Consider the following 21,365-nt stretch of genomic DNA (forward strand, 5'->3'; position numbering starts at 1 on the left):
CCCCCCACCCGCTCCGCGTTGCGACCTTCACCCAGGGAGAGGGAGACCATGTCCGCCGCACCCACCGCACCGCCACCTTCGCTGCGTCCCTACCTCACCGCCCGCCACGACCTGCTGTGGCAGGATGCGGACGCCTTCGCGACCGAACACATCGCGCCGCGCGCTGCACGGATGGAGGCCGCCCCGGGCAAAGTGGAGCGCAAGGCCGCCGACCTGATGGCCGCGCGGGGCTGGTTCGCCGTCACCGTCCCGGCCGCCTTCGGCGGGCTGGACGCCGGCCACGTGGCCAGGACCATCCTGATCCACCGCATCGCGCGGGTCTCGGCGGCTGCCGCGGCCATACTGCAGGCGACCCTGATCCCCGTCGGCGCCCTTCTCCACTTCGCCACCTACGAGCAGAAGGGCCGCTGGCTGCCCCGGGTCGCGGACGGTTCCCTGCTGCTGTCGATCGCCGTGACGGAACCGCTCGCCGGCGGACACACCGGCGGCATGGCGACCACCGCCGAACGCGCCGGCCACGAGTGGGTGATCACAGGCAGCAAGATCCACATCGGTAACAGCCACCTCGCCGGCGCCCACCTCGTCGTCGCCCGCACCGCAGGGCCCGGCGTGAGCACCTCCCAGGCGCTGACCGCGTTCATGGTCGAAGCCGACCGCCCCGGCCTGTTTATCCCCCGCCACCAGGTCGCTCTCGGCCTGCACGGCTTCTCCGCCGGCCGCCTCGACCTCGACCACGTCCGCGTCCCCGAGGACAACGTGGTCGGAGAGGTCGGCCAGGGACTGGCCGTGGCCCAGAGCAGCAGCATCCTGTACGGCCGTTCCAACCTGGCCGCCGTCAGCCTCGGCATCCACGAGGCCGTCGTGAACACCACCACCACGCGGCTCAAGACCCGCCCCCGCTACCGGGGCACCCTGTCCGACCTGCCCGTTCTTCGGGACCGCATCGGCGCCATGGAGGCCCGCCTTCGTGCCGGCCGGATACTCGCCTACCAGGCGGTGCACCTTCTCGACCAGGGCCTGCCCTGCGACGCCGACCTGATCAACTCCAAGTACCTCGGCCACCAGTGGGCCGCGCAGTCCGCCCAGGACGCCATGGAACTGCACGGCGCGCACGCCCTCGACGGCGAGTACGTCCTCCAGCGCTTCTGGCGCGACATCCAGCACACCTACCCACCGGCCGGCACCGGCGAAGTACAGCGAATACGCCTGGCGGACGCCGCCTTCGACGAGGACCACATTCAGTGGTCCGAACGCCTGGCAGCCGAGGCCGCTTGGGCCCGCCCTGGCCCGACCGCCGCCTAAACCCCCGTGCGCGGCACCCCGTGAATCCGCACCACCGCGCACGGGTCCGTGCCGCCGGCCCCCGTCCCCCGCGGGGACCGGCGGCACCTCCCCCGGTGACCGTCCACCCAGCTGAGAAAGAAACATCGTGACCCTGTCCAAAACGACTAGCGCACCCATCACTCCGCTGACGCCGACCCTGCTGCGCGTCGCCCAGCACCTGGCAGGCGGCCTTGCGCCGAAGGAGATCGGCGCACAGACCGGGCTGTCGGCCGAAACCGTCCGCCAGTACATGCGCGACATCCGCGAGAGCCTTCACTGCCCGCCGCGCTGCAAGCCCCCGGTGATGGTGCACCGCCTGTTCTCCACCCAGCAGGTGGCCGTTCCCGCGCCCGACCGGCCGGCGCCGCAGTTCAGTCCCGAGGACCTGCTGCTGCTGCGAGCCGTCGCCGAGCACAGCAACCCCCGCAACGTCGCCCTCGCCGCCAAGCTCGCCCCCGCCGACCTGCGCGCCGCGCTCGACCAGCTACTCGTCGACACGGGTGCCAAGGACACCACCCAGCTGGTCATCCTGGCGCACGGATGGAACCTGCTGACGGCCGAGCCGACGCGCGTCGGAGCGAGCCAGTGAACCGGCACCCGGCCTCCACGACCCACCAGGGCCGGCCAACTGCGGCACCCTTCACCACGCCGCCCTTGGCCGCCGTGTACGAGATGCGCACGTTACGCACGGACGCCGAGCGCGAGGAGGCCGCCGCCCTTGTCCAGGACCGCCAGCGCCAGCTCGCCATGCGCGGTCTCCCGGTGCCCGCTCAAACCGACGTCCCGGCCCACTTCCGAAACCCGCAGACGAAGCCGGCCGGGCTGTTCGAGGACGGGAAGCTGCTGGCCTGCCTGATCCCCCAGCGCGACCCCGGCCTCGGCTGGGGCGAAGGCCCTTGCCTCTTCCTCGGCTGTGTCCACACCCTGCCCGACGAACCCGACGACATCATGCGGTTGATCACCCTGTGGGCCTCAGACTTCGCCGCCCGGCAGGGCCTGCCCGCTGTCCGCGCCGAGGCCCTGGCTCGCCACCCCCTGGATGCCGACCCCATCGCCGCCCTACTGCGTCGGCTCACCGACAGGGGCTGGGTCATCCGGTGTTCCGGGATAGGACGAGAGGGTGAACGAGTCGCCCGCCTCGAACTCGCCGCCGAGCAAAGGCCCGGGCTGAGCACCCTTATCGCCTGCCGCGTCCACGCGCCGGAGACGGTCCCGGACGATCGGGGCAGCGCATGACCACCGCCGGACCCCAGCGCTGCGACCTCGCCCGCAAACTGATCGCCGGCGCGACCCAGTCCGCCGCGTACTCGGTCAAACGCGTCAACAACCAGCTTGACGCCGTCCGTGTGCGCCAGGGCCGTAACGCCGAGCACACCCAGACCTTCCGCGGCTGCTCTCGTTCTCGACACGACCGGCGTCGCGTCCAGCCCGCTGTGGTGCACCGCCCGTCTCGCAGTGCTCGTCTGCGAACTCCTTGACCGAAGCCCCGCCTGATTGCGCGACCGAGGTCCGGCAGGCCGTGACGGCCAGCCTCGAACGCACTCCCATCAGTCCTGCCAGCCGCCATCCCACCAAGGAGATGACATCTTGTCCCATACCGGACGATCCTGGCACGAGGGCCCGCTCGGGTCGGCGCTTCGCGACCTCGGCGGCAGCCTCACTGTGATCCTGATGGGCGTTCTGATCATCCCGTTCGTCTTGGCGGCCAAGGCGAACCCCAGAGGTCTCCCATTTACCCCGGCCACCTCATTGCGGGAGCCCACGTCCACAACCGCGCTTCTGCTTGGGAGGGTGTCGTCCTCGTTGCCAACTTCGCCTCGATGGACGGCACGATGACGAGACCGAGACCAGCGAAGGCTGAGCGCAACGAGGTCTTACTCAAACACCTGGAGACCTTAGAGTGGTCCATCAGCGGCTTCGCCCGCCGGATCGCCGCGCGCTGCGAGGCTACCCACCTGCCGTACACGGTGGTCACGAGTACCGTCTCGCGGTGGTGCAAGGGGGCGACCCCCAGCGACGACCTCGCGGCCGCCGCGTGTCATGTGCTGTCTAAGGCCCTTAACCGGGTGGTGACGCCGGAGAGCTTGGGCTGGCCGTCGGACACCGGCTTGGTCGCTGCGCAGTCGCTGGAGTACCTGGATGTGCCGCACGCCGTACGGATGCTCTCGAAGTTGTGGGCCTTGGACGCGATGCGGCGGCGGAGCGTCGTCAAGAGCGCGTTCTCTCCGAGCGTGTTCGGTCCCGCCTCGAGGGAGGCGCTCGTCATGCCGGCCGACTCTGTGCTTGGTGGGCTTGGGCGGCACAAGGTGAGCGCGGCGGACATCGACCTTCTCGACGAGCAGACGCAGCTGTACGGCAAGCTCGACTCTCAGCACGGTGGAGGCAAGTTCCGCTCCGTGTTCGCGTCGATGATGGACACGCACGCCACGCCGATGCTGAACGGGGGTTTCTCCGCGCGGACCGGGCGTCGGCTGTACGGCAGCGTGGTGGATGCCGTCCTCGCGATGGCGTCGATGGCCTATGACGACCAGCTTCCCGGTCTCGCCCAGCGCTATGACCTTCAGGCGATGCGGCTGGCCCAGGCGATCGGCGACCGCGCCCGCATCACCCGGGTCCACATTCACCAGGCCCGGCTGGCGGCAACGCAGGGAGGGCAGGCCGACGTGCTCGCGCACGCGCGCAGTGCTGTGCTGGCGGCCAAGGGCTCGCCGCCTCTGGTCAGGGCCTACGCCTGCGTGACCGAGGCCCAGGCATGGGCCCTGAATGGCCAGGCGGATCAGGTCGTGGCGGCGGTGAGGCGGGCCCGCGAGTTCTTCGTCCGCGCGCAGAGGAACTCCGGTCCGACCTGGTTGGAGTGGTTCGACCTGCGTGAGCTGGAAGGACAGGCGGCGTGGGCGTTCGCCGTCGCTGGCCTGGCCGAACAGGGCGCTCAGGCGCTGAAGGAGGCGTCGGCCCTTCCTTCGAACCGCACGCGCGACACAGTGGAACTACTGATCACTGAAGCCGAGCTGGCGCGACTGCGCGGTGCCTCGGCGGAGCACACGGCGGCCGCGAAGCGTGCCTCCCAGGCGTCACAGCACCTGATGAGCCGACGGCTCTCCGAGCGCCTGGACCACCTGAACGCGGGCGAGTCGCTACGGGACTTCTGACCATCCCAACCGCCGTCGCGTCCCAGGCAGCCTGCGGAGGAGTCCGCGATGGGCCTGGGGGCCCCGCCCGGTACCGGTCAGCCCGTGGGAAAGAGATGCCGGTAGATCGCGTGGGACCGGAAGGCACCGCCGTGGTGCGGGGAGACGAGAGAGCCGCGGTGCTGTTGCCCGTCGGCGGTGTGCAGGACGGCCCGGAGCTTATAGTCCGGGTGCACCCGGTCGTCGCTTAGGTTGGCCGCGAAGGTGAGCTCCAGGACGTTTCCTGGCTCGACCGGCCAGGGGCGGTCGAAGAGTGGCAGGTAGATGGTGGCCCAGTTCGTCTGCATGCGCAGCGCGTCGAGCGGCTCTTCGTCCGGCAGGCACCAGAGGTTGAGCCAGGTGAGCACGCCGTCTACGAGGCCCGGCCGCGTGATGACCAAGCGTGTGGTCGTGCTCTGCTGTGTCTGAAGGTCACCGTTGAAGTCGAGCACCTCGGCGGGAGCGCCCTCGGAGAGCAGCGCGTCGACGGGCGGGTTCTCGACCCGGAGCCGCACGGCGAAGAGGCCGCCGTGCCAGTCGAAGATGCTGCGCAGGTACGGAAGCGCGGCCTCGGCGAACGCCACGGGCTGGTCGGGGAGCAGGTCGGACAGGCGGACCGCGGCGGCCAGGGTGACCGCGCGGTGGGGTACGTCAATGCCGCCAGGTTCCATGAGACGGATGCGGGCGTCAGCCAGGACGGCGGCCGTGCCTTCGGCGCCGGCGAGCGAACCGATGATTTCGGCGACGCAGACATCGGCGCGGAGGGCGAAACGGAGACTGGTCGACTCGCCGAGCAGCAGCGTGATCCGGTCCGGGAAGGCGAGGGTCGACAGGTTGGCGGCAGCCTTGTGGAAGGCGCCCTCGATGACCTCGATGGCTACGGCATGCCGAGCTCCGGCCTGCACGCCTTCGCGTGCCCAGAGCAGGTCCTGTCCCGTCCCGATGTCCAGGATCCGCCGGTCCGGCGCCAGGCGGGCCAGGGCCGCGCGGAAGCGGCGGTTGCGCTCGTCGTCGGTGGTCATGGTCGTGTAGAGGAACGGGGCGTAGATCGGGTACTCCCCCACGCTCGGCCACAGGGCGGGGCGGCCCTCCCGCTCGGTCCCGAGATCGACGCGGACGCTCACGGTGTGTCCGGGTGTCGATGTGCTGGATGTCGCGCATGGTCCGCCTTTCGCAGCGGGGTACAGCGACGCGCCCGGCTCGCTGCCGGGCGCGTCGCGTGCCGGGTGGTGGGCTCAGATGCCGGTCGTGTGCCAGGTGATCCTGGCGGGGATGTCGAGAGGCCGCCGGTCGGCGGCGTCCTCGCCCTCCCGGGTGCCGACGTACAGCCAGCCCAGGAGCTGTTCGTCGTCCTCGACGCCGAGGTACTTGCGGACCTGGGGTACCTGGACGGTGGGTCCGGTGCGCCAGATCGACGCGAAGCCGTGACTGTGCAGGAGCAGCGACAGCGTGGTGACCATGCCGGCGGTGGCGGCCAGCTGCTCCCACTCGGGGACCTTCGGGTGGTCCGGCACGGGCCGGTGCACGATCGCCAGGAGCAGGGGCGCGCGCAAGGGCTTGGCGGCGGCGCGGCGGGCCTGCTCCGGGGCGTCGGCGGCCTCGGCGAGCGCATCGCCGAGCCGGGCCCGCTCGTCGCCGCTCACCGCGACCAGCCGCCAGGGGCGCAGCCGCCCGTGGTCGGGGGCGGTGGCCGCGGCCTGGACGAGGCACTCCAGGTCGGCGGAGCCGGGGGCGGGCTCGGTCAGACGGGGAGCGCTGCGGCGGGTGAGGACCGCGTCCAGGACCGAGTTCGGGCGGGTCATCGGGTCGTCTCCCGGGCCGGGGCGCGGTCAGGGTTGTCGTGGGGCGTCGGCGGGGTCATTCTCGGGTCGTCGCCGGCCACGCACCGGAGGATGGGGGCGGTTGCCGCGGTGGTGATGACGGTCATGATCACCAGGAGGGTGAACAGGGCCTCGGTGATGACGCCGGCCTGCAGACCGATACCGAGGACGACGAGTTCGGTCAGACCACGGCAGTTCATGAGCGTGCCGACGGCGGCCGACCAGCGCCAGTCGGAGCCGGTGAGCCGGGCCGCGCCGGCCGCGCCGCCCCACTTGCCGACGACGGCGACAGCGAGGATGGCCGCGCCCCAGCCCCACTGTCCTGCGGGCAGGTGGGAGAAGTCGGTGTGCAGGCCGGCGCCGACGAAGAACAGCGGCAGGAGGAGCGGCAGGACGACGGCGCGGATGCGCGCGGCGCCGCGCTCGACGGCGGGGAGGCCGCGGGGGGCGGCGGCGCCGAACAGGAACGCGCCGAAGGCGGGGTGCACGCCGATCTGGTCGGTGGTGTAGGCGCTGAGGCACAGCCCGGCGAACAGCAGGGCCAGGACGAGCTCGTCGCCGGTGCGGCCGGCGCGCTTGAGCAGGGTGCGCAGCAAGGGGCGTGTGAGGGCGAGGGCGGCGGCGAAGGCGGCGGTGAGGGCGAGGGTGGTGAGGGCCGACAGGGCGGTGCCTGTGGTGGCCAGGGCGACGGCGGCGGTGAGCAGGCACCAGGCGAGGGCGTCGTCGGTGGCGGCACAGGCCAGGGCGAAGGCGCCCAGGGGTGTGGTCTCCAGGCCGCGGTCGGCGAGGATCCGGGCGAGGACCGGGAAGGCGGTGATGCTCAGGGCGACGGCGACGAACAGGGTGAACGGCAGCCGGTCGACGCCGTCGGGAGCGAAGGTCGAGTAGAGGTCGGCGGCCAGGGCGGCGCCGAGGGCCATGGGGAGCAGAAGACCGGTGAGGCTGACTGCGGCGACGGCGCCGCGGGTGGTGCGCAGGCTGCGCAGGTCGAGTTCCAGTCCGATCAGGAACAGGAATGCCATCAGGCCGAGGGTGCCCAAGGCGGAGGTGACCGGCAGGACCGAGGGGGGCAGGAGGTGCTGCTGGGCGGTGGGGGCGAGCCAGCCGAGGAGCGAAGGGCCGAGCAGGATCCCTGCCAGGATTTCGCCGATGACCGGCGGCTGGCCGAGCAGCCTGACGGCTCGCCCGCCGGCCTGGCAGGCGAGGATCACGACCGGGACGGCGAGGAGCACGGGTAGCAGCGGGTCGGGCACGACAGCTCCAGGAGTCGGGCGACGGCGAAGGACCGCACTGTGTGGGCCGGCGGCCGGGTGCGGGACGGGTATGGGGGTGGATCAGGCGCGGGTCAGCGGCAGGGTGGTGCAGCGCAGCGAGCCGGGGATCCGGGTGACCTCGCGGTAGTCGACGGTGAGGACCTGGAGTCCGCGGGCGGTGAGCTGCTCCCTGATGCGGTCGCTGCCAGCAGCGACGATCACGGTGTCCGGGGCGATCGCCAGGACGTTGGTCTGGACGGCGCGCGCCTCTGCGACGGTGACGTCGATGAGGTCGAAGTGCTGCTCGAACCAGCACAGTTCGGTGGGCGGGAAGACGTCGCGGTGGATGAGGGCGGTGCCGGGCGCGACGATGGCGAAATGGTCGTCCAGGTGGACGATGCCGTGGGTGGCGAAGTGCACCGGGCGGACCTCGCGGTCGACACCGTGGTGAGCCAGCGCCCGCCGCAGCGCCTCCACGCCGGTGGGGGAGGTCTCCTCGCCCAGGCCGACCAGGACGGTTCCGGTATGCAGGGCGACGTCGCCACCTTCGATGGTGCCCTCGTCCAGGTGGGCGACGTGCGGGGCGCCGGCCAGCAGCGGGGCGAGCGCGTCAGCCTCGGGGCGGCGGTGCGTGGCGTTCAGGCGGGCCATGACCAGGACGTGGTCGATGACGAAGGCGATGTCGCGGGGGTAGTGCTGGACCGGGGAGCCCGGAGCGGCATCGAGAAGGGTCACCTCCATGCTGCGTCCGCGGAGCAGGCCAATGAGGGTGTCTTGCTGGGTGCGGACGGTGGCCGGGTCGTATGCCTGCCAGGAACTGGTGGCCTTCTGGCGGGTCAGAACGGGGGAGATATCGGGGCCGTCGAGGTCGGGGGTGAGGTCGCTCGCGTAGCGCATGGCGACGTGGCGCAGGGCGCCGTACTCGCTGGTTGCGTGCGGGGTGAGCACGAGGGGTCTCCTGGGCGGGGGTGCGGGGCGGATCGGAGGTGAGCCGGACGTGGCGCAGACGGTCCCAGGAGGGTGCGGGGTCCGGGGGCCGGCAGAGTCAGGGCTGTCGGCCCCCGAAGGCGCGGGTGTCAGCCGACGGGGCTCTTCTCGGTGGTGTCGGGGACCTGGTCCAGCCATGCCACGGCGTCGTCGCGGAAGGACTGGTTGACGGGGACGAGATCGGCGCCGCTGGTGTCGTCCAGGGCCGTGACGACGATGCCGAGCTCGGGGACGTCGCTGTCGATCGCCGCGAGGCGGCTGCCACAGTCCGGGCAGAAGCCGCGCTGGGCCTCGCCCTCGAACGTGGTGTACCAGGTCGGCTCGACGCCGTTCGTCCAGGTGACGTTCTCCGGGGCGAAGCCGGCCCACCACATCATCGGGCCGCCGCCCAGCTTCTTGCAGTGCTTGCAGCTGCACGTGTGCGGGTAGACGGCCTCGCCCTTGACGGTGAAGCGGATCTTTCCGCACAGGCATCCGCCGGTGCGCCCCTGGGCGGCGGCGACGATGTCGGGGGTGGCGTTCATCAGTTCATCTCCGAGGCGCGGTGGGCCAGTTGAGCCCACCAGTGTGTCATTCCCTCCATGATCGTCAGCCATCCGTCGAGGGCCTGGGGCAGGTCGATGCGGAAGAGTTCACCCTCCTTGATGAACCTGGCGAGGCCCTCGATGTGGGCGGCCTCGACGCTCATGCCGCCGACCTGGGCGGCCTCGTGCCCGTCGTCGAGGTGGAGGTCGTAGTAGTACTTCAGGGCCTTGAGTTCGCCGCCGCTGCCGGCGCCGGTCAGCTCGCCGTAGCGGTTGGTGATGTCGCGGAGGATCTCGGTCTCGGCGATCGCCACGGCCTCGGTGGCGTAGTAGGCGCCGGCGATGTGGCTGGGCATGTGCGAGCCGACCATCCACTGGTGGAGGTTGACCAGCGTCTCCGTCTCCGGTGCGGGCACATGGCCGTTGACGAGCAGGCCGAGGTCGGAGAGGAGCGCATTGGTGTACAGGACGTAGTGCGCGGGCACCTTGCCGCGCTCGCCGCCCTCCTCCATGTGGTTGCGGCGCAGCTCGTGGGCGAGCTCGGGGCAGTAGCCCTCAACGGCGGTGGCAGCCGTCTTGAGGAACTGCGCGTTGTAGCGGGCGAACACCGAGAGTTCCTCGATGTACATGCGGGCCTGGCGCTCGTTGAGGTCGGCGGCGCCGACCTTCTCAGCGATCCGCGCATACACCCACTCGACCAGCGGGGCCAGGTGCTTGGTGACCAGGGCGGTGCCGGAGGTGAAGTTGCTCAGCAGTGTGCCGTTGACGGCGCTCTGCGTCTCGGGGTGGGTCCTCAGGTAGGCGTGGACGAGGCTGTTGTCGGGGGTCATGCGTCGGCGTCCTTGGTGTCGGAGGGGCGGGGGGTCAGGTGCAGGCCGCCCGTGGCGCCCAGAGCGCGGACGGCCCTCAGGAGCTCGGCGCTGTCGGGCAGGACGAGGGTGTCGCCGCGGTTGAGGGCGGTGACGGTGTCCCGGTCCAGACCCGCGCTGTCGAGGGCGACCCCCGGCTGGTGGCCGCGCAGCAGGACCTGCTGGGAGCCGCCGTCGAGGAGGGTGGTCACCTGGTAGGGGGTGATCAGGCGGATGCCGGCGCCCGGGATGACCTGCTCGGGGTCGAAGGCGTCCGCGGCTTCCTGGCGGGAGAGGTCGCCCTCGACGAGCTCCCAGCCGCCGTTGCTCAGCAGCGTGGCCCATCGCTGCTCGGTGTGCTCGCGGGCTGCGGCGCGGACGCGGTCGGCGGCGACGGTGAGGAGTTCGCGGCCAACTCCGGCCAGACGGTCGGCGACGGCGCCGGGCCCGGTGGTGGTGTCCGCCATCGCGGAGGGTTCGTTGAGCGGGTTGTCGGGCCCGTCGCCGGCCAGGTCGGCGAGGACGTCCGGGATGATGCGGCTCTGCAGGAGCTGTGCGTACGGGTAGGTGTACAGCGGCATGGCCACCGAGACGGAGAAGGTGTCCTGGGTGCCGACGTGGAAGACGCGGCGGGGCAGGAAGAGGGCGTCGCCCGGCTCCAGCAGGAAGTGCTCGGCCTCCTCCAGCAGCGCCCGGTAGTCGCCGTAGGTGGGCTCCTTGCCGCCGGTGAGCTTCTCGTACTGCTCGGCGGGCCAGCAGTAGAAGTTCTTGGCGTTCGGGCCGAGGTGGACGAGGAAGGCGTCCTCGTAGCCCTCGTGGATCCCGAAGGCGGTGCCTGCGTAGTTCCCGGCGAAGGCGACCTGTTCGGCGCCGCCCAGCGGCAGGCCCCACCCGTCGATGAGGGTCCCCAGGAAGGTACCGAGGCCGGCGGCGAGGGTGGGGCTGACGGTCTCCAGGTTGTTGATGACCAGGGAGAACCGTTCGGCGCCGGCGAGGTCCTGCATCCACGGCACGAAGGCGGCCACGCCCCCGTCCCAGGCCGGGGCGGTCAGCGCCTGGGGCAGGAGGTCGTCGCGACGGTCCTCGCCGACGTAGACGCGGGCGTGCGCCTTGATGCCGGTGTCGGCGGTGTGGGCCCGGCGGATGGCCTCGAATCCGGCCAGGACGTCGTCCGGCCCGGCCGCGGAGGCGGGGATGACGCCCTTGAACAGGAAGGGCGTGGTCCGCCCGGTGGTGTGCTCGGGGAAGGTGCCGGTCCAGAAGGCCCGGTCGGGTGGCCAGGGGTAGGCGGTGTCCATCAAGGATCTCCAGACGTCGAAGCGGACTGCCGTGGGGCCGGGGCGCGGTGGCGGGGGTCAGCTGAGGTAGTCCTCGGGGCCGCCGCGGCGGACGGTGTCGAGGGTGAAGCAGTGGAAGCCGCCGCCGAACAGCCGCCGGTGGCGGTGGCGGACGGGGACGACGGTGAACCCGCGGCGCTCCAAGACCTCGATCAGCTCCGGATAGAGGGCGTTGACGACGACGGTGCTCTCGTCGATGGACAGCAGGTTGATGTCCATGTACTGGCTGCCGATGGGGATGACGAAGCCGAGGTCGCTGTAGTCCGGAAAGTTGCTGTCGTCCGTATCGGGGGCGTAGATCACGTCCCAGGACTGCATGTCCTTGGGCAGGTACTTCAGGTAGGCCGGGGAGCGCAGCAGCATCAAGCCGGGGCGCAGCGGGACCAGGACGCTGTCGATGTGGTTGTCCGCTATGGCGTTCAGGCGGTGGAACCGCAGGCCGGGGAGGTTGTCCCTCAGCCAGTGCAAGGCGAGTTCGTGGTTGTGGTTGGCGACGTTGACCAGGACGTCGCGGCCCAGGCGCATGCACTGCGCGCCGTCGAAGACCATCTCCAGGCCCAGGCCCTCGATCGCGCCGGCACTCTCGCCGTCCATGGCGCGGCTGACGTCCAGGTCCTGGCTGGTGAAGTAGGAAGTGTCCAGGGAGCCGCGGGCCAGGGCCGGGCGCGGCATGCTCACCCAGTTCGCACCCTCCTGGTAGTAGCGGTAGAACGCGGGCTTGAGCAGGTCGTTCTCGAAGATCCGGGCGCGGACGTGGGGCGCGGTCTCCACGATGGTGTTGCCGAGGATGATGGTCTGGTCGCGGACGTTGAGCGGCGGGGTGGCCCGGGCATCCCAGTACGGGGAGCGGATGTCGACGTCCTTGCCCGGGGCGGCGGGCCTCAGGACCTTCACCCCGCATCCGGTCAGGGCGTCGGCCAAGCTGGCGATGTCCTCGTTGAGCTCGTCGACCAGCTGCGCGGGGATCGGCAGGAGCTCCTCTCCCGTCGGGCTGGTGTGCCGGCCGAGGACGGGGGCGACGTTGTCGTAGAAGAACAGCCGCCACGAGGTGTCGGTGTGGTGGGCGTCGTAGTGCTCGGCGCGGCCGAGGACGACCTCGTCGAGCCGGGTGAACTCGTCGAAGCTGTTCAAGGCCGGCGAGGCGGGCGCGGGCTGGGGCATGGTGGGCCGCCTCCTCGGCGGCGGGCGACGGCGCACCCTCGCCTCCGGCGCGCGAGATGCGCGGCCGGGGCGGGGTGGTGCCGTACGGGGTTCGGAGGTCGGGCGGGGATCAGGTCAGGCGACCGAGGCGTGCCGGGCCGGGGTACAGGCGGCGGGGGCGGCGAGCCGGGTGATGATGTCCTCGATCACGCACGGTTGGTCGGGGGTGGCGCGGCGCCGGAAGAAGTAGCCGGAGCACCACGGCACTTCGCCGAAGCGCGGCAGGTGCTCGGCGGCCAGGGCGCGGGCCTCGGGCAGGCGCCGCCAGGGGATCTGCGGGCACCAGTGGTGGATGGGGTGGAACATGTCGTCGAGGTGACCGCCGAGCAGGTGCCGGGTGAGCCAGTGGGAGGTCCAGCCGCGGGTCTGCAGGAGGATGTCGCCGTTCTCGATCAGCCCGGCGTGGTTGCCGAGATCGGTGATCCAGGTGACGACGGGCCGTATCAGGACGAGGGGGAGCAGCCAGTAGAGCAGCAGGTAGGGCGCGCCGCCCACGGGCCACAGCGCGGCGACGACGCCCGCCCACAGCACGGCCCGGGCGGCGAGGGCCCGCCAGGTTTCCCCCGGCGCGCGGGTGAGCAGGGTCAGCACCGCGGTCTTCGGCAGCCGCCACAGGGCGTTGCGCACGATGACCCGCAGGACGAAGGCACGGCGGCTCGGTGCCCGGCCCGCGGCGCGGATGTTGCCGGCGCGGTAGGACTGGAACATCGGGTCGTCGTCGGAGCCGAGCTTGGCGTGGTGGACGTAGTGGCTGCTGCGGTAGGGCTCGAACCCTTCGCCGAGCAGGCCGGTCAGAAGGTAGCCGACGATCCGGTTGGCGCGGCGGGTGGCCATGAGCTTGGAGTGCACGCACTCGTGGCCGAGGTTGGACAGGTGGCGCTGGCGCACCCCGATGTAGCAGACCGCGAACAGGGGGCCGGCGACGTGACCGACGAGGTGGCCGGCGATCGCCGCGGCGGCGATGGCCATGAGGTCCCAGGCGACGTCCCACAGGCCGATGGTCGGCCGCCCGCAGAGCTTCTCCAGGTCGGCGATGAGCTGCTGGCCGAGGGCCTTGCGCACCGGGCCGGAGGCTCCGGTGCCGTTGCGGGTCCTGCCGGCGGCGGGGCTGCCCATCAGGTTCTCCAGTCGACGCGGTGCGGATGAGAGCGGGGCCGTACTCCGGCGCGCCCCCGCAGGGCGGACCGCACGGGCGGCCTGCCGTTGGGCGGGCGCGCCGGAGTACGACGAAGGGGTGGATCAGCCGCCGGTCAGGCGGCGACGAGGGCGCTGTCCGGGCGCATGCCGGCCTTCAGGTCGGCGGCGTCGGGGCGCATGCCGACCTTCAGCACGGTGGCGTCGGGGCGCATGCCGGCCTTCAAGGTGGAGGCGTCCGGACGCATGCCGGCCTTCAGCTCGGCGTCGGGGCGCATCCCGAGCTTCAGGTCCGCCGCGTCGGGGCGCATGCCGGCCTTCAGGTCGGTGTCCGGGGTCATTCCAGCGGTAGCGGTCATCGAGTTCTCCCTGCTCGGTCGCGGGTGATCCGCGAGTCCGGGTGATCGGGCTGTGGAACTGCCGGGCCGCGGGTCCGGTGAGGTGCTGAACCGTCGGCTCGGCACGCCGTGGCGTGGGCGCACGCCGGTGAAGAGGGCCTCGCCTCAGCACGCCCCCTCCACCTGTGGAGGAGTGTTGCGTGGCGGTCACGCCGGGCGCTTGGACAGTCACGCTAGAACTCGGCCGAGGAGGGCCGCAACGGCTCTGGCCGTTGCGCCGGTTGCACGGAACCGTTGCGTCACTGTTGCGCGCACACCGCTTCTGAGCTGCTCTTATGCCGAAGTTGGTTCCTGGATGGGCCCCGTTTCGGGCCCGTTGGCCGCGGCCGGAGGGGTGGGAGGGCTTCTGCTGTTCGCCGGGGCGCGGCTACGTTGTGGCCTCGCCGAGGGCCCGAGTCCCAGATCACCGTGGGGCCCGGCTTCCCGCGAACTCCGCCCGGAAACAACGGCCTTGAGGAGCCTCCGTGCTCAACCCCGTCGTCATGAAGTCCGACCTGCTGTTCACTCTCCGGGACACCCTTCGCGCCGAGGCTTTCGTCGAGGTGACTACCCCGACCATGCGCCGAGCCGACCTCGGTCCAGGGCGCCGTCTGCCCGTGGACCACGACGGCGGGCGGTTCCTGCGGGCGATGATCGGCCCGGCCCTGCGCGTGAACCTGGAGCATCACCCGCGCGTCTTCGAGATCGGCGCATGCTTCCGGCCCGAGAAGCCCGACGAGCTGCACGCGCCCGAGTTCCAGATGCTCGACCTCTACGCCGTCGGCGAGGACTTCGACTTCCTCCTGGCGCTCGCCGAGAGGCTGATCCGCCCACACCTGCCCTATGCCCCGCAGCGCGTCTCCGTCGCCGGCCACATCCGTGACCAGTTCGGCATCGACCTGCACCGCGAGCCCCTCGGTGATCTGCCCGCGCGGATGGCCGCACACCTGGGCATGAGCCCGGACGTGCCGTTCAAGACGGTGCTCGGGCAATACGTGGAGCGCGAGGTCGAGGTCCAGAGCGCCGGCGCCGCGTTGTTCCTGACCGAGTACCCGGTCGGCGGAGACGAGCCGTGCGCCCGCCTGACGCCGGGCACGACGGCCGTCCTCAACCGCTTCGAGGTCCTGGTCGACGGCATCGAGGTCGTCCACGGCTACGAGGACGAGCCCGACGGAGCCGCCTTCGTCGACCGGGCCCGCGCGGTGGACCTGTACGACGACGAGCAGGCCCTGGCCAGGGAGGCGATCGACACGGGACGCGTCCCCGCCGGCAGCGTCGGACTCGGCATCGGCATCGAGCGGCTGTGCATGGCCGCCTCCGGCGTCAAAGACATCAGCGTCTTCCAGCCCTCGCCCCGGTTCTGACCGCCCCGATCACCGTCCGGAAGGAGTGACGATGGACCTGTCGCTGCGCCCGCTCGACGAGAGCGGCTTCGGCGCCGTCGTCGACACCAACCTCGCGACCGACGCCGAGCACCTCGCGCCCCATCTGGCCGCGGCCCTGCATCAGCACCGGCTGCTGATCGTGCCCAGCCAGCACCTGACCCACGCCGACCTACTGACCGTCGCCTCCTGCTTCGGAACGGTCGACACCAGCGTCGACCGCCGGTACGCCGTCGGCGGCTTCCCGGGCCTGACCGTCATCAGCAACATCGTCGAGGACGGCAGACACATCGGCGTCTACGACGGGGACAACGAGGAGGAATGGCACGCCGACAACAGCTTCAAGCCCCAGCTCACCTCGGCGACGATGCTCTACTCGGTCATCACCCCCCAACGCGGCGGCGAGACCCGCTTCGCCGACGCGACCCGCGCCTACTCCGACCTCCCCGATGCGGTGCGGCAGAGGATCGGCCCGATGCGTGCGCGGCACTCGCTCGCGCAACTCGGCGCGCTCCAGAGCCAGGCCAGCGGCGGGCAGTCGTCGATCGTAGCCGGGAGCCTGGCCGCGAGTCCGGAGGCCGTACATCCGCTCGTCCTGCCCCATCCCGTCACGGGGGCGCGCTCCCTGCTGCTCGGTTCCATGGTGATCAGCGGCATCACCACACTCGCCGAGCAGGAGGCCCGGACTCTGCTGGAGGAGTTGCTGCAGCACGCGACCAGCGCGCCCTACGTCTACAGCCACCGCTGGAGCCAGGGCGACCTGGTCGTGTGGGACAACCTCGCCACCCTCCACACCGCCTCTCCCTGCGACAGCTCCCGGCACCGCCGGCTGCTGTACCGCGCCGCCGTCCGATAGCCGAGAACCCCCGCGTTCACACCGCCGGATGACCTGCGGCGAGAACACGAGGGATGCCCCCGCAGCCAGCCCTAGGGTTTGTCCATGACCGCGAAGGTTCCCCTGAAAGAGACCGCTATCAACGCCGAGCGCATCGCCCGTGTCGGCCGCGAAGTCCACGGCGTGTGGCCTGAGTTCGACACTGAGGGCTTCGTGGCATCGGTGATGGCGGACCTTCCCCGGCTGGAGTTGAGCGCCCGGATCGCCCGGACCAGCCAGGGCCTGCACGACCACCTCCCGGCCGGCGGCCCCGACGCGCTCGACATCCTGCTGCGCTCGCTGCCCCCGACGCCCGCGGCCGCCGGGGTGACCAACGACTTCGGGCTGCACCTCTACAGCCCGCACTCCGACTACGTCTCCCGGTACCTGCGCACCGCCGAGCATCTTGAACGGTCACTTGCCGCGCTGGCCCGCATGACGGGGTACTTCTCCGCTGAGCTCCCGGTACGGCACTTTCTCGCCGACTTCCCCGACGAGACGATGAAGGCCGTCGACACGTGGAGCCGCGATGAGGACTTCCGGGTACGGCGGCTGGCGAGCGAGGCTATCCGGCCCTTGCTCCCTTGGGCCCCACGGATCAGGCTCCCCGCCGACGCGGGCCTCCCCGTCCTCGAGACCCTCTACGACGACCCGCACCTCTACGTCCGCACCTCCGTGGCCAACCACCTCGGAGACATCGCCGCCGCCCAGCCCGACCTCGCGCTGGCCACGCTCCACCGGTGGAAGGCTTCGGGCCGGGTCAACGGCGAGCAGTTCGCCTTCCTCGCCCGCAACGCCCTGATGAACCGGCTGAAGGAGGGTTGGCCGCCCGCCTACGCCCTCCTCGGCTACCCCCACGACGCACCGATCTCCCTCACGCCGCTCATCCTGCAGAGCACCGAACTCCGCGACGGCGACACCCTGGACTTCTCCGCCGCGCTCACCGCCACTGCGACCACTCCCGTCCACGTGATGATCGTGATCGCGACTACGGGACCGAGCGGCCGGCCACGGGAGAAGGTGGCCTTCGTGCGTCGCGCCACCGCCAAGCCGGGTCAGGAGCTACGACTCGCCAAGGCGCACCCGCTGCGCTCGACCGCACGCTGGAAGGTCTCCCCCGGCTCCTACTCCGTCGCCCTCCAGGTCAACGGCCGCCGCTTCCCCGCGGTCGCCTTCACCGTCCTCGACACCTGACCCGCTCCCGCCCTTCCACCTCCGATCACCGCCCCAGGCCGCCGTCGTACGCCGCGGCCCTGGTTCGTGCTGTCCGCAACCCCCCGAAGGAGTGGTCTGACCTGATCGAACGAGTTTGAACGACGACACCCCGGAGCCCGCACGGCCCAACCCCGGCTTTAGAACTCACGTTCACCAAATGCCCTCTGAACAGGCCGTGACGGGACCAGATCCACCGCGTTTTTAGAGCATCAGTGCCACACCGACGCCCAGACGGAGGACGCCATGCACCCCACCCCCACCCCCCTGCAGCAGCCTCCCGGAATCGAACGGCGGCCCAGCCTTCCACCTCTCAGCGTTGACGGCACGCGCACCTCAGAACGCTCGGATACGGGGTGGGCGGCGTGAGTGAGCCCACCGATGCATCAGCCGACAGTGTTCCGGGCCCGCGCACCACCACCGCGCCGTCGCCCGCCCCCTCCTCCGCTTCCGCTTCCGCCCCCTCGGCGGCGGCCACCGCGCCCGAGGCGCAGATGCGGTACGTCGACCTGACCGGCAGCCGCGAGGCGGCCGGTCGCTCCATCCGGATGCGCGACATGGCTCGGCGCCTGCCGCAACTGGTCCGTCGCTCGCTGGCCCTGGCCTGGCGGGTCGACCGGCGCGCGACCGTCGGCCTCCTGCTGTGCCAGCTGTTCACGGGCGTGATGCAGGCCCTGGGCTTGGTCGCCATCGCAGGCACCCTGACCGCCCTGCTGCGCGACGGCGACGTCTACCACCGCGTCCTTCAGGCATGGCCCTCCGTCGCTTTGCTCGCCGGAGCCGCCAGCGCACGCGCGCTCTTGGGCATCACCGTCAACTGGCTTTCTTCCCGGCTGGGCCCGCTGATGTCCCGCGAGGCCGAGCAGATGCTGCTCACCGGCTGCGCCGAGGTCGAGCTGTGCGCCTACGACGATCCCGACTTCAACCGCGACCGCGAGGCCGCCGACCGGGGCGCCCAGGTCACCGGCGACCTGATCAACGAGGGCCAGGACCTGATCGCCTCGGCCGCCGCCTTCCTCGCCGGAGCGATCGTCCTGGCCGGCGTGCACTGGGTCCTCCTCCCCCTCCTCGTCGCCGCCAGCCTCCCGCAGGCCGTGGCCCAGGTCAGCGCCGCCCGTGCCCGCTATCTGGCCAATCTCCGCAGCAACGGCGACAACCGGATGCTGTCGGTCCTGCGCTGGCACATCTACACCAAGGACGCCGCCGACCAGATCCGCGCCGGCACCATGGCTCCCTTCCTCTCCGGCCGTTACCGCAGCACCGTTGCCCGGATCAACCGCGAGGACCGGGCCGCGGCCGACCAGGGCGCCCGCATGTCGCTGGTCGGCGCGGTGTGCGGCGGGTTTGGGTCGGCGGTGGTGTGGGCGGCGGTCGTGTGGCTGCTCGCGACCGGCCGGATCACCGTCGGGCATGCCGGCACGGCCGTCTTCGCCCTGCAGACCGCCGGTATGTCGGTCCGCGGCCTGGTGGCGGTCGGCGCCCGCGCGGTGCGTACCGGGCTGTACATGGACGACTGGACCGGGTTCCTCGACAAGGCCGGCGGCTTCCGCATGCGCCGCGGCTCGCACCACCCCGCACCGCCGGAGACGATCGAGGTCAAGGCGATCACCCACCGCTACGCCGGTAAGGACCGCGACGCCCTGTCCGGCGTCTCCCTCACCTTGCGGCGCGGCGAGGTCACCGCGCTGGTCGGCTTCAACGGCTCAGGGAAGTCGACGCTGTCGAAGCTGGTCAGCGGCCTCTACCTCCCAACAGACGGGCAAGTGCTGTGGGACGGCGTCCCCACCGCTGATGCCGACCCGCAGGCCCTGTGGCGGCAGGTCGCCCTCGTGCCGCAGGACTACGCGCACTGGCCGCTGACCGTGCGCGAGAACGTCACCCAGGGCCAGCCCACCGCGCGCGGCGACGCAGCGGTCCGCGAGGCGTGCGAGGCGGCCGACGCCGACGAGGTCATCGACAAGCTCGGCGCCGGCCTGGACACCCTCCTGGCCCGCGAATGGCTGAACGGGGAAGAACTCAGTGGCGGCCAGTGGCAGCGCATCGCCCTGGCCAGGGCGTTCTTCCGCCCGGCCGGTCTGCTGGTCCTCGACGAGCCGACGGCCAACCTCGACCCCCGCGCCGAGTACCGGATCTTCCAGCGGCTGCGGACCCTCGCCCGGGACCGGACGGTGCTGCTGGTGACCCACCGCATCACCAACGTCGCCATCGCCGACCGCATCGTCGTCCTCGACGAAGGCAAGATCGTCCAGGAAGGCACCTACGCCCAGCTATCCCAACAGCCGGGCCTGTTCCGCAAGCTGCTGTCTTATCAGATCACGTCCGAACCGGACGGCGACAAGCACGAGACCTCCGCGTGAGCCGCCCTGGCGCCATCTCCGCGCGCCCCGCCGCACCCCCGGCCGCCGCTGCGGACACCCCTGCTCCTCCTCTGCCGTCCCGAGGTGATGACGTGCCGCTCAGCCGCTCCCACATCCGCACGACCGCCGAGGCGTACCTGGCCCGGCATCCGCACGAACAGGACTCCCTCGCCGGACTGCTGTCCCTCCTAGAGGGCGACGACCACCCAGCCGACCGCGCGACGCTCCCCGGCCACGTCACGTGCAGCGCGGCCGTCATCGACCGTGAACAGCGCGTGCTCCACATCGGTCACCGGGGCACGGGGCTGCTCCTCACCCCGGGAGGCCACATCGAGAAGGACCGAACGCTGTTGGCGGCGGCCCTGCGGGAAGTCTGTGAGGAAACCGGCCTGCGGCCGGGGGACCTCTGTCTCACCCCGCAGTTCCTCGGCGCCCCGATCGACATCGACGTACACGAAATCGACGCCAACCCGGCCAAGGGCGAGGGCGCCCACCAGCACTTCGACTTTCGCTTCGTCTTCTGCCTTGTGCCCGAGCAGCGCCCCCGGCTCACCCTGCAGGAGGAGGAGGTCTCCAGCGCCCGCTGGCTCGATTTCGCCGACGTCCACTCCTCGACCTTGCGCGGCAAGCTCCTGGAGGCCCGCGCCCACGGTCTGGACGGGAGGCCGGAGCCCGTCAACGCCTCCGCGCTGATCCACGACGGACAGGGTCGCTACCTGCTTCATCTGCGCGACCACAAGCCCGGCGTCATCTGGGAGTCGGGGGCGTTCGCCCTTCTCGGCGGCGGCCGCACACGCGACGACCAGAACCTTGAGGGCACCCTCCTGCGCGAACTGTCCGAGGAGGTACCCGGCCTCCGCCTCGAAAACGTACGGCCCTACGCCGTGGAGGCCGCAACCAGCATCGACGGCCTCAGCGTCCCGATCCAAGTCTTCGCCGGCCAGTGGCGTGGCCACCCCGACCGACTCGCGCTGCACGAGGGTGTGCTGCTGCGCTGGTTCGTAGTGGACGAGCTGGACCGGCTGCGCCTGAGCCCCGCCACCCGGGACCTGATTCGCCGGCACGCGGCCGAGAACCCCCCGGACAACAAGCCGGCCGCGGCTCCTCCAGTGTGGGACGGGGGCAGCCGGGTGGTGCTGAACGGCGTCGGGGTACACCTCCACATCGAAGACGCCCAGGGCCGTGTGCTTCTCGGACTGCGTCATCCCGACTCGAAGTACGCGGGTGACACCTGGCACTACCTCGCCGGGCGGTGCGAGCAAGAGTCCGCCCTCGCGTGCCTGGTCCGCGAGGCGTGGGAGGAAGCAGGGCTGGTCATCGACCCCGTGAACGTGGAGCTGGCACACGTCGTCCACGTCGTCGACGCCCCGGGCAGCCAGCCCCTGCTGCAGCTCATCTTCCGGGCCCGCCGATGGGAGGGCGCCCCCGAGGTTCGCGAGCCCGACAAGTGCCTGACCTGGCAGTGGTGGCCGCGGCACGAGCTCCCGGACCGCCTGGTCTCCTACACCCGCACGGCCATCACCGGGATCGCTGAAGGCCGCCTCTACTCCCAAATGGGCTGGTGAAGAGG

19 protein-coding genes are annotated in these 21,365 nt (G+C 71.3%); 9 read left to right on the forward strand and 10 right to left on the reverse strand.

Annotated elements, in window-relative coordinates; translation table 11 throughout:
* Positions 1 to 48 precede the first annotated feature (48 nt).
* The 4 genes from ACGFQC_RS13690 (at position 49) to ACGFQC_RS13705 (ending at position 4,472) form a co-directional block, all read left to right on the forward strand.
* A complete protein-coding gene (locus tag ACGFQC_RS13690; RefSeq protein ID WP_363087868.1) occupies positions 49 to 1,302 on the forward strand; it encodes an acyl-CoA dehydrogenase in 1,254 nt (417 codons plus the stop codon).
* A gap of 127 nt (positions 1,303 to 1,429) precedes the next feature.
* Positions 1,430 to 1,912 (forward strand): LuxR C-terminal-related transcriptional regulator, encoded by a 483-nt coding sequence (locus tag ACGFQC_RS13695; protein ID WP_363087867.1) that lies wholly within the window; start codon positions 1,430 to 1,432, stop codon positions 1,910 to 1,912.
* A gap of 74 nt (positions 1,913 to 1,986) precedes the next feature.
* Positions 1,987 to 2,559: a hypothetical protein gene (locus tag ACGFQC_RS13700; protein WP_363088062.1), complete on the forward strand. Its 573-nt coding sequence runs from the start codon at positions 1,987 to 1,989 to the stop codon at positions 2,557 to 2,559.
* 584 nt (positions 2,560 to 3,143) lie between these two features.
* The gene (locus ACGFQC_RS13705; RefSeq protein ID WP_363087866.1) at positions 3,144 to 4,472 is read left to right on the forward strand and encodes a transcriptional regulator; all 1,329 of its coding nucleotides are present in this window, start codon (positions 3,144 to 3,146) and stop codon (positions 4,470 to 4,472) included.
* Positions 4,473 to 4,549: 77 nt separating this feature from the next.
* Here the strand turns inward: ACGFQC_RS13705 and ACGFQC_RS13710 are convergent, their stop codons facing one another.
* From ACGFQC_RS13710 to ACGFQC_RS13755, 10 genes are all read right to left on the reverse strand, one after another.
* Positions 4,550 to 5,614: a class I SAM-dependent methyltransferase gene (locus ACGFQC_RS13710; RefSeq protein WP_363087865.1), complete on the reverse strand. Its 1,065-nt coding sequence runs from the start codon at positions 5,612 to 5,614 to the stop codon at positions 4,550 to 4,552.
* A 111-nt stretch (positions 5,615 to 5,725) separates the two neighbouring features.
* Entirely contained in the window at positions 5,726 to 6,292 is a 567-nt protein-coding gene (locus ACGFQC_RS13715; RefSeq protein ID WP_363087864.1) for a nitroreductase, read from the reverse strand.
* Positions 6,289 to 7,563 carry a cation:proton antiporter gene (locus ACGFQC_RS13720; protein ID WP_363087863.1) on the reverse strand — a complete coding sequence of 425 codons (1,275 nt, stop codon included), beginning with the start codon at positions 7,561 to 7,563 and terminating at the stop codon, positions 6,289 to 6,291. Before ACGFQC_RS13720 ends, ACGFQC_RS13715 begins: the two co-directional genes overlap by 4 nt.
* Before the next feature lie 81 nt (positions 7,564 to 7,644).
* Complete coding sequence (locus ACGFQC_RS13725; RefSeq protein WP_363087862.1) at positions 7,645 to 8,511, reverse strand: arginine deiminase family protein; 867 nt, start codon at positions 8,509 to 8,511, stop codon at positions 7,645 to 7,647.
* 128 nt (positions 8,512 to 8,639) lie between these two features.
* Positions 8,640 to 9,074: a GFA family protein gene (locus tag ACGFQC_RS13730; protein ID WP_004920941.1), complete on the reverse strand. Its 435-nt coding sequence runs from the start codon at positions 9,072 to 9,074 to the stop codon at positions 8,640 to 8,642.
* On the reverse strand, positions 9,074 to 9,904 hold the full coding sequence (locus ACGFQC_RS13735) for a DUF3865 domain-containing protein (RefSeq protein WP_363087861.1): 831 nt from the start codon (positions 9,902 to 9,904) through the stop codon (positions 9,074 to 9,076). The genes ACGFQC_RS13730 and ACGFQC_RS13735 overlap by 1 nt, the downstream gene beginning before the upstream one ends.
* Positions 9,901 to 11,220: a JmjC domain-containing protein gene (locus ACGFQC_RS13740; RefSeq protein WP_363087860.1), complete on the reverse strand. Its 1,320-nt coding sequence runs from the start codon at positions 11,218 to 11,220 to the stop codon at positions 9,901 to 9,903. Before ACGFQC_RS13740 ends, ACGFQC_RS13735 begins: the two co-directional genes overlap by 4 nt.
* A 57-nt stretch (positions 11,221 to 11,277) precedes the next feature.
* On the reverse strand, positions 11,278 to 12,420 hold the full coding sequence (locus ACGFQC_RS13745; RefSeq protein ID WP_363087859.1) for an inosamine-phosphate amidinotransferase 1: 1,143 nt from the start codon (positions 12,418 to 12,420) through the stop codon (positions 11,278 to 11,280).
* A gap of 114 nt (positions 12,421 to 12,534) precedes the next feature.
* The gene (locus tag ACGFQC_RS13750; RefSeq protein WP_363087858.1) at positions 12,535 to 13,575 is read right to left on the reverse strand and encodes a fatty acid desaturase; all 1,041 of its coding nucleotides are present in this window, start codon (positions 13,573 to 13,575) and stop codon (positions 12,535 to 12,537) included.
* Positions 13,576 to 13,709: 134 nt separating this feature from the next.
* Positions 13,710 to 13,952, reverse strand: coding sequence for a hypothetical protein (locus ACGFQC_RS13755; RefSeq protein WP_363087857.1), 243 nt, complete (start codon positions 13,950 to 13,952; stop codon positions 13,710 to 13,712).
* A 503-nt stretch (positions 13,953 to 14,455) separates the two neighbouring features.
* On the opposite strand from ACGFQC_RS13755, the gene ACGFQC_RS13760 reads away from it, so the two are divergent.
* From ACGFQC_RS13760 to ACGFQC_RS13780, 5 genes are all read left to right on the forward strand, one after another.
* Complete coding sequence (locus tag ACGFQC_RS13760) at positions 14,456 to 15,334, forward strand: amino acid--tRNA ligase-related protein (protein WP_363087856.1); 879 nt, start codon at positions 14,456 to 14,458, stop codon at positions 15,332 to 15,334.
* Positions 15,335 to 15,365: 31 nt separating this feature from the next.
* The gene (locus ACGFQC_RS13765) at positions 15,366 to 16,208 is read left to right on the forward strand and encodes a TauD/TfdA family dioxygenase (protein ID WP_363087855.1); all 843 of its coding nucleotides are present in this window, start codon (positions 15,366 to 15,368) and stop codon (positions 16,206 to 16,208) included.
* A gap of 84 nt (positions 16,209 to 16,292) precedes the next feature.
* Positions 16,293 to 17,420 carry a hypothetical protein gene (locus ACGFQC_RS13770; protein WP_363087854.1) on the forward strand — a complete coding sequence of 376 codons (1,128 nt, stop codon included), beginning with the start codon at positions 16,293 to 16,295 and terminating at the stop codon, positions 17,418 to 17,420.
* A gap of 512 nt (positions 17,421 to 17,932) precedes the next feature.
* Positions 17,933 to 19,795, forward strand: a complete 1,863-nt coding sequence (locus ACGFQC_RS13775) for an ABC transporter ATP-binding protein (protein WP_363088061.1) — start codon at positions 17,933 to 17,935, stop codon at positions 19,793 to 19,795.
* Positions 19,796 to 19,887: 92 nt separating this feature from the next.
* Complete coding sequence (locus ACGFQC_RS13780) at positions 19,888 to 21,360, forward strand: NUDIX domain-containing protein (RefSeq protein ID WP_363087853.1); 1,473 nt, start codon at positions 19,888 to 19,890, stop codon at positions 21,358 to 21,360.
* Positions 21,361 to 21,365: the final 5 nt, after the last annotated feature.

This window comes from Streptomyces sp. NPDC048734, assembly GCF_043198675.1.
In the GTDB taxonomy this organism is placed as follows: domain Bacteria; phylum Actinomycetota; class Actinomycetes; order Streptomycetales; family Streptomycetaceae; genus Streptomyces.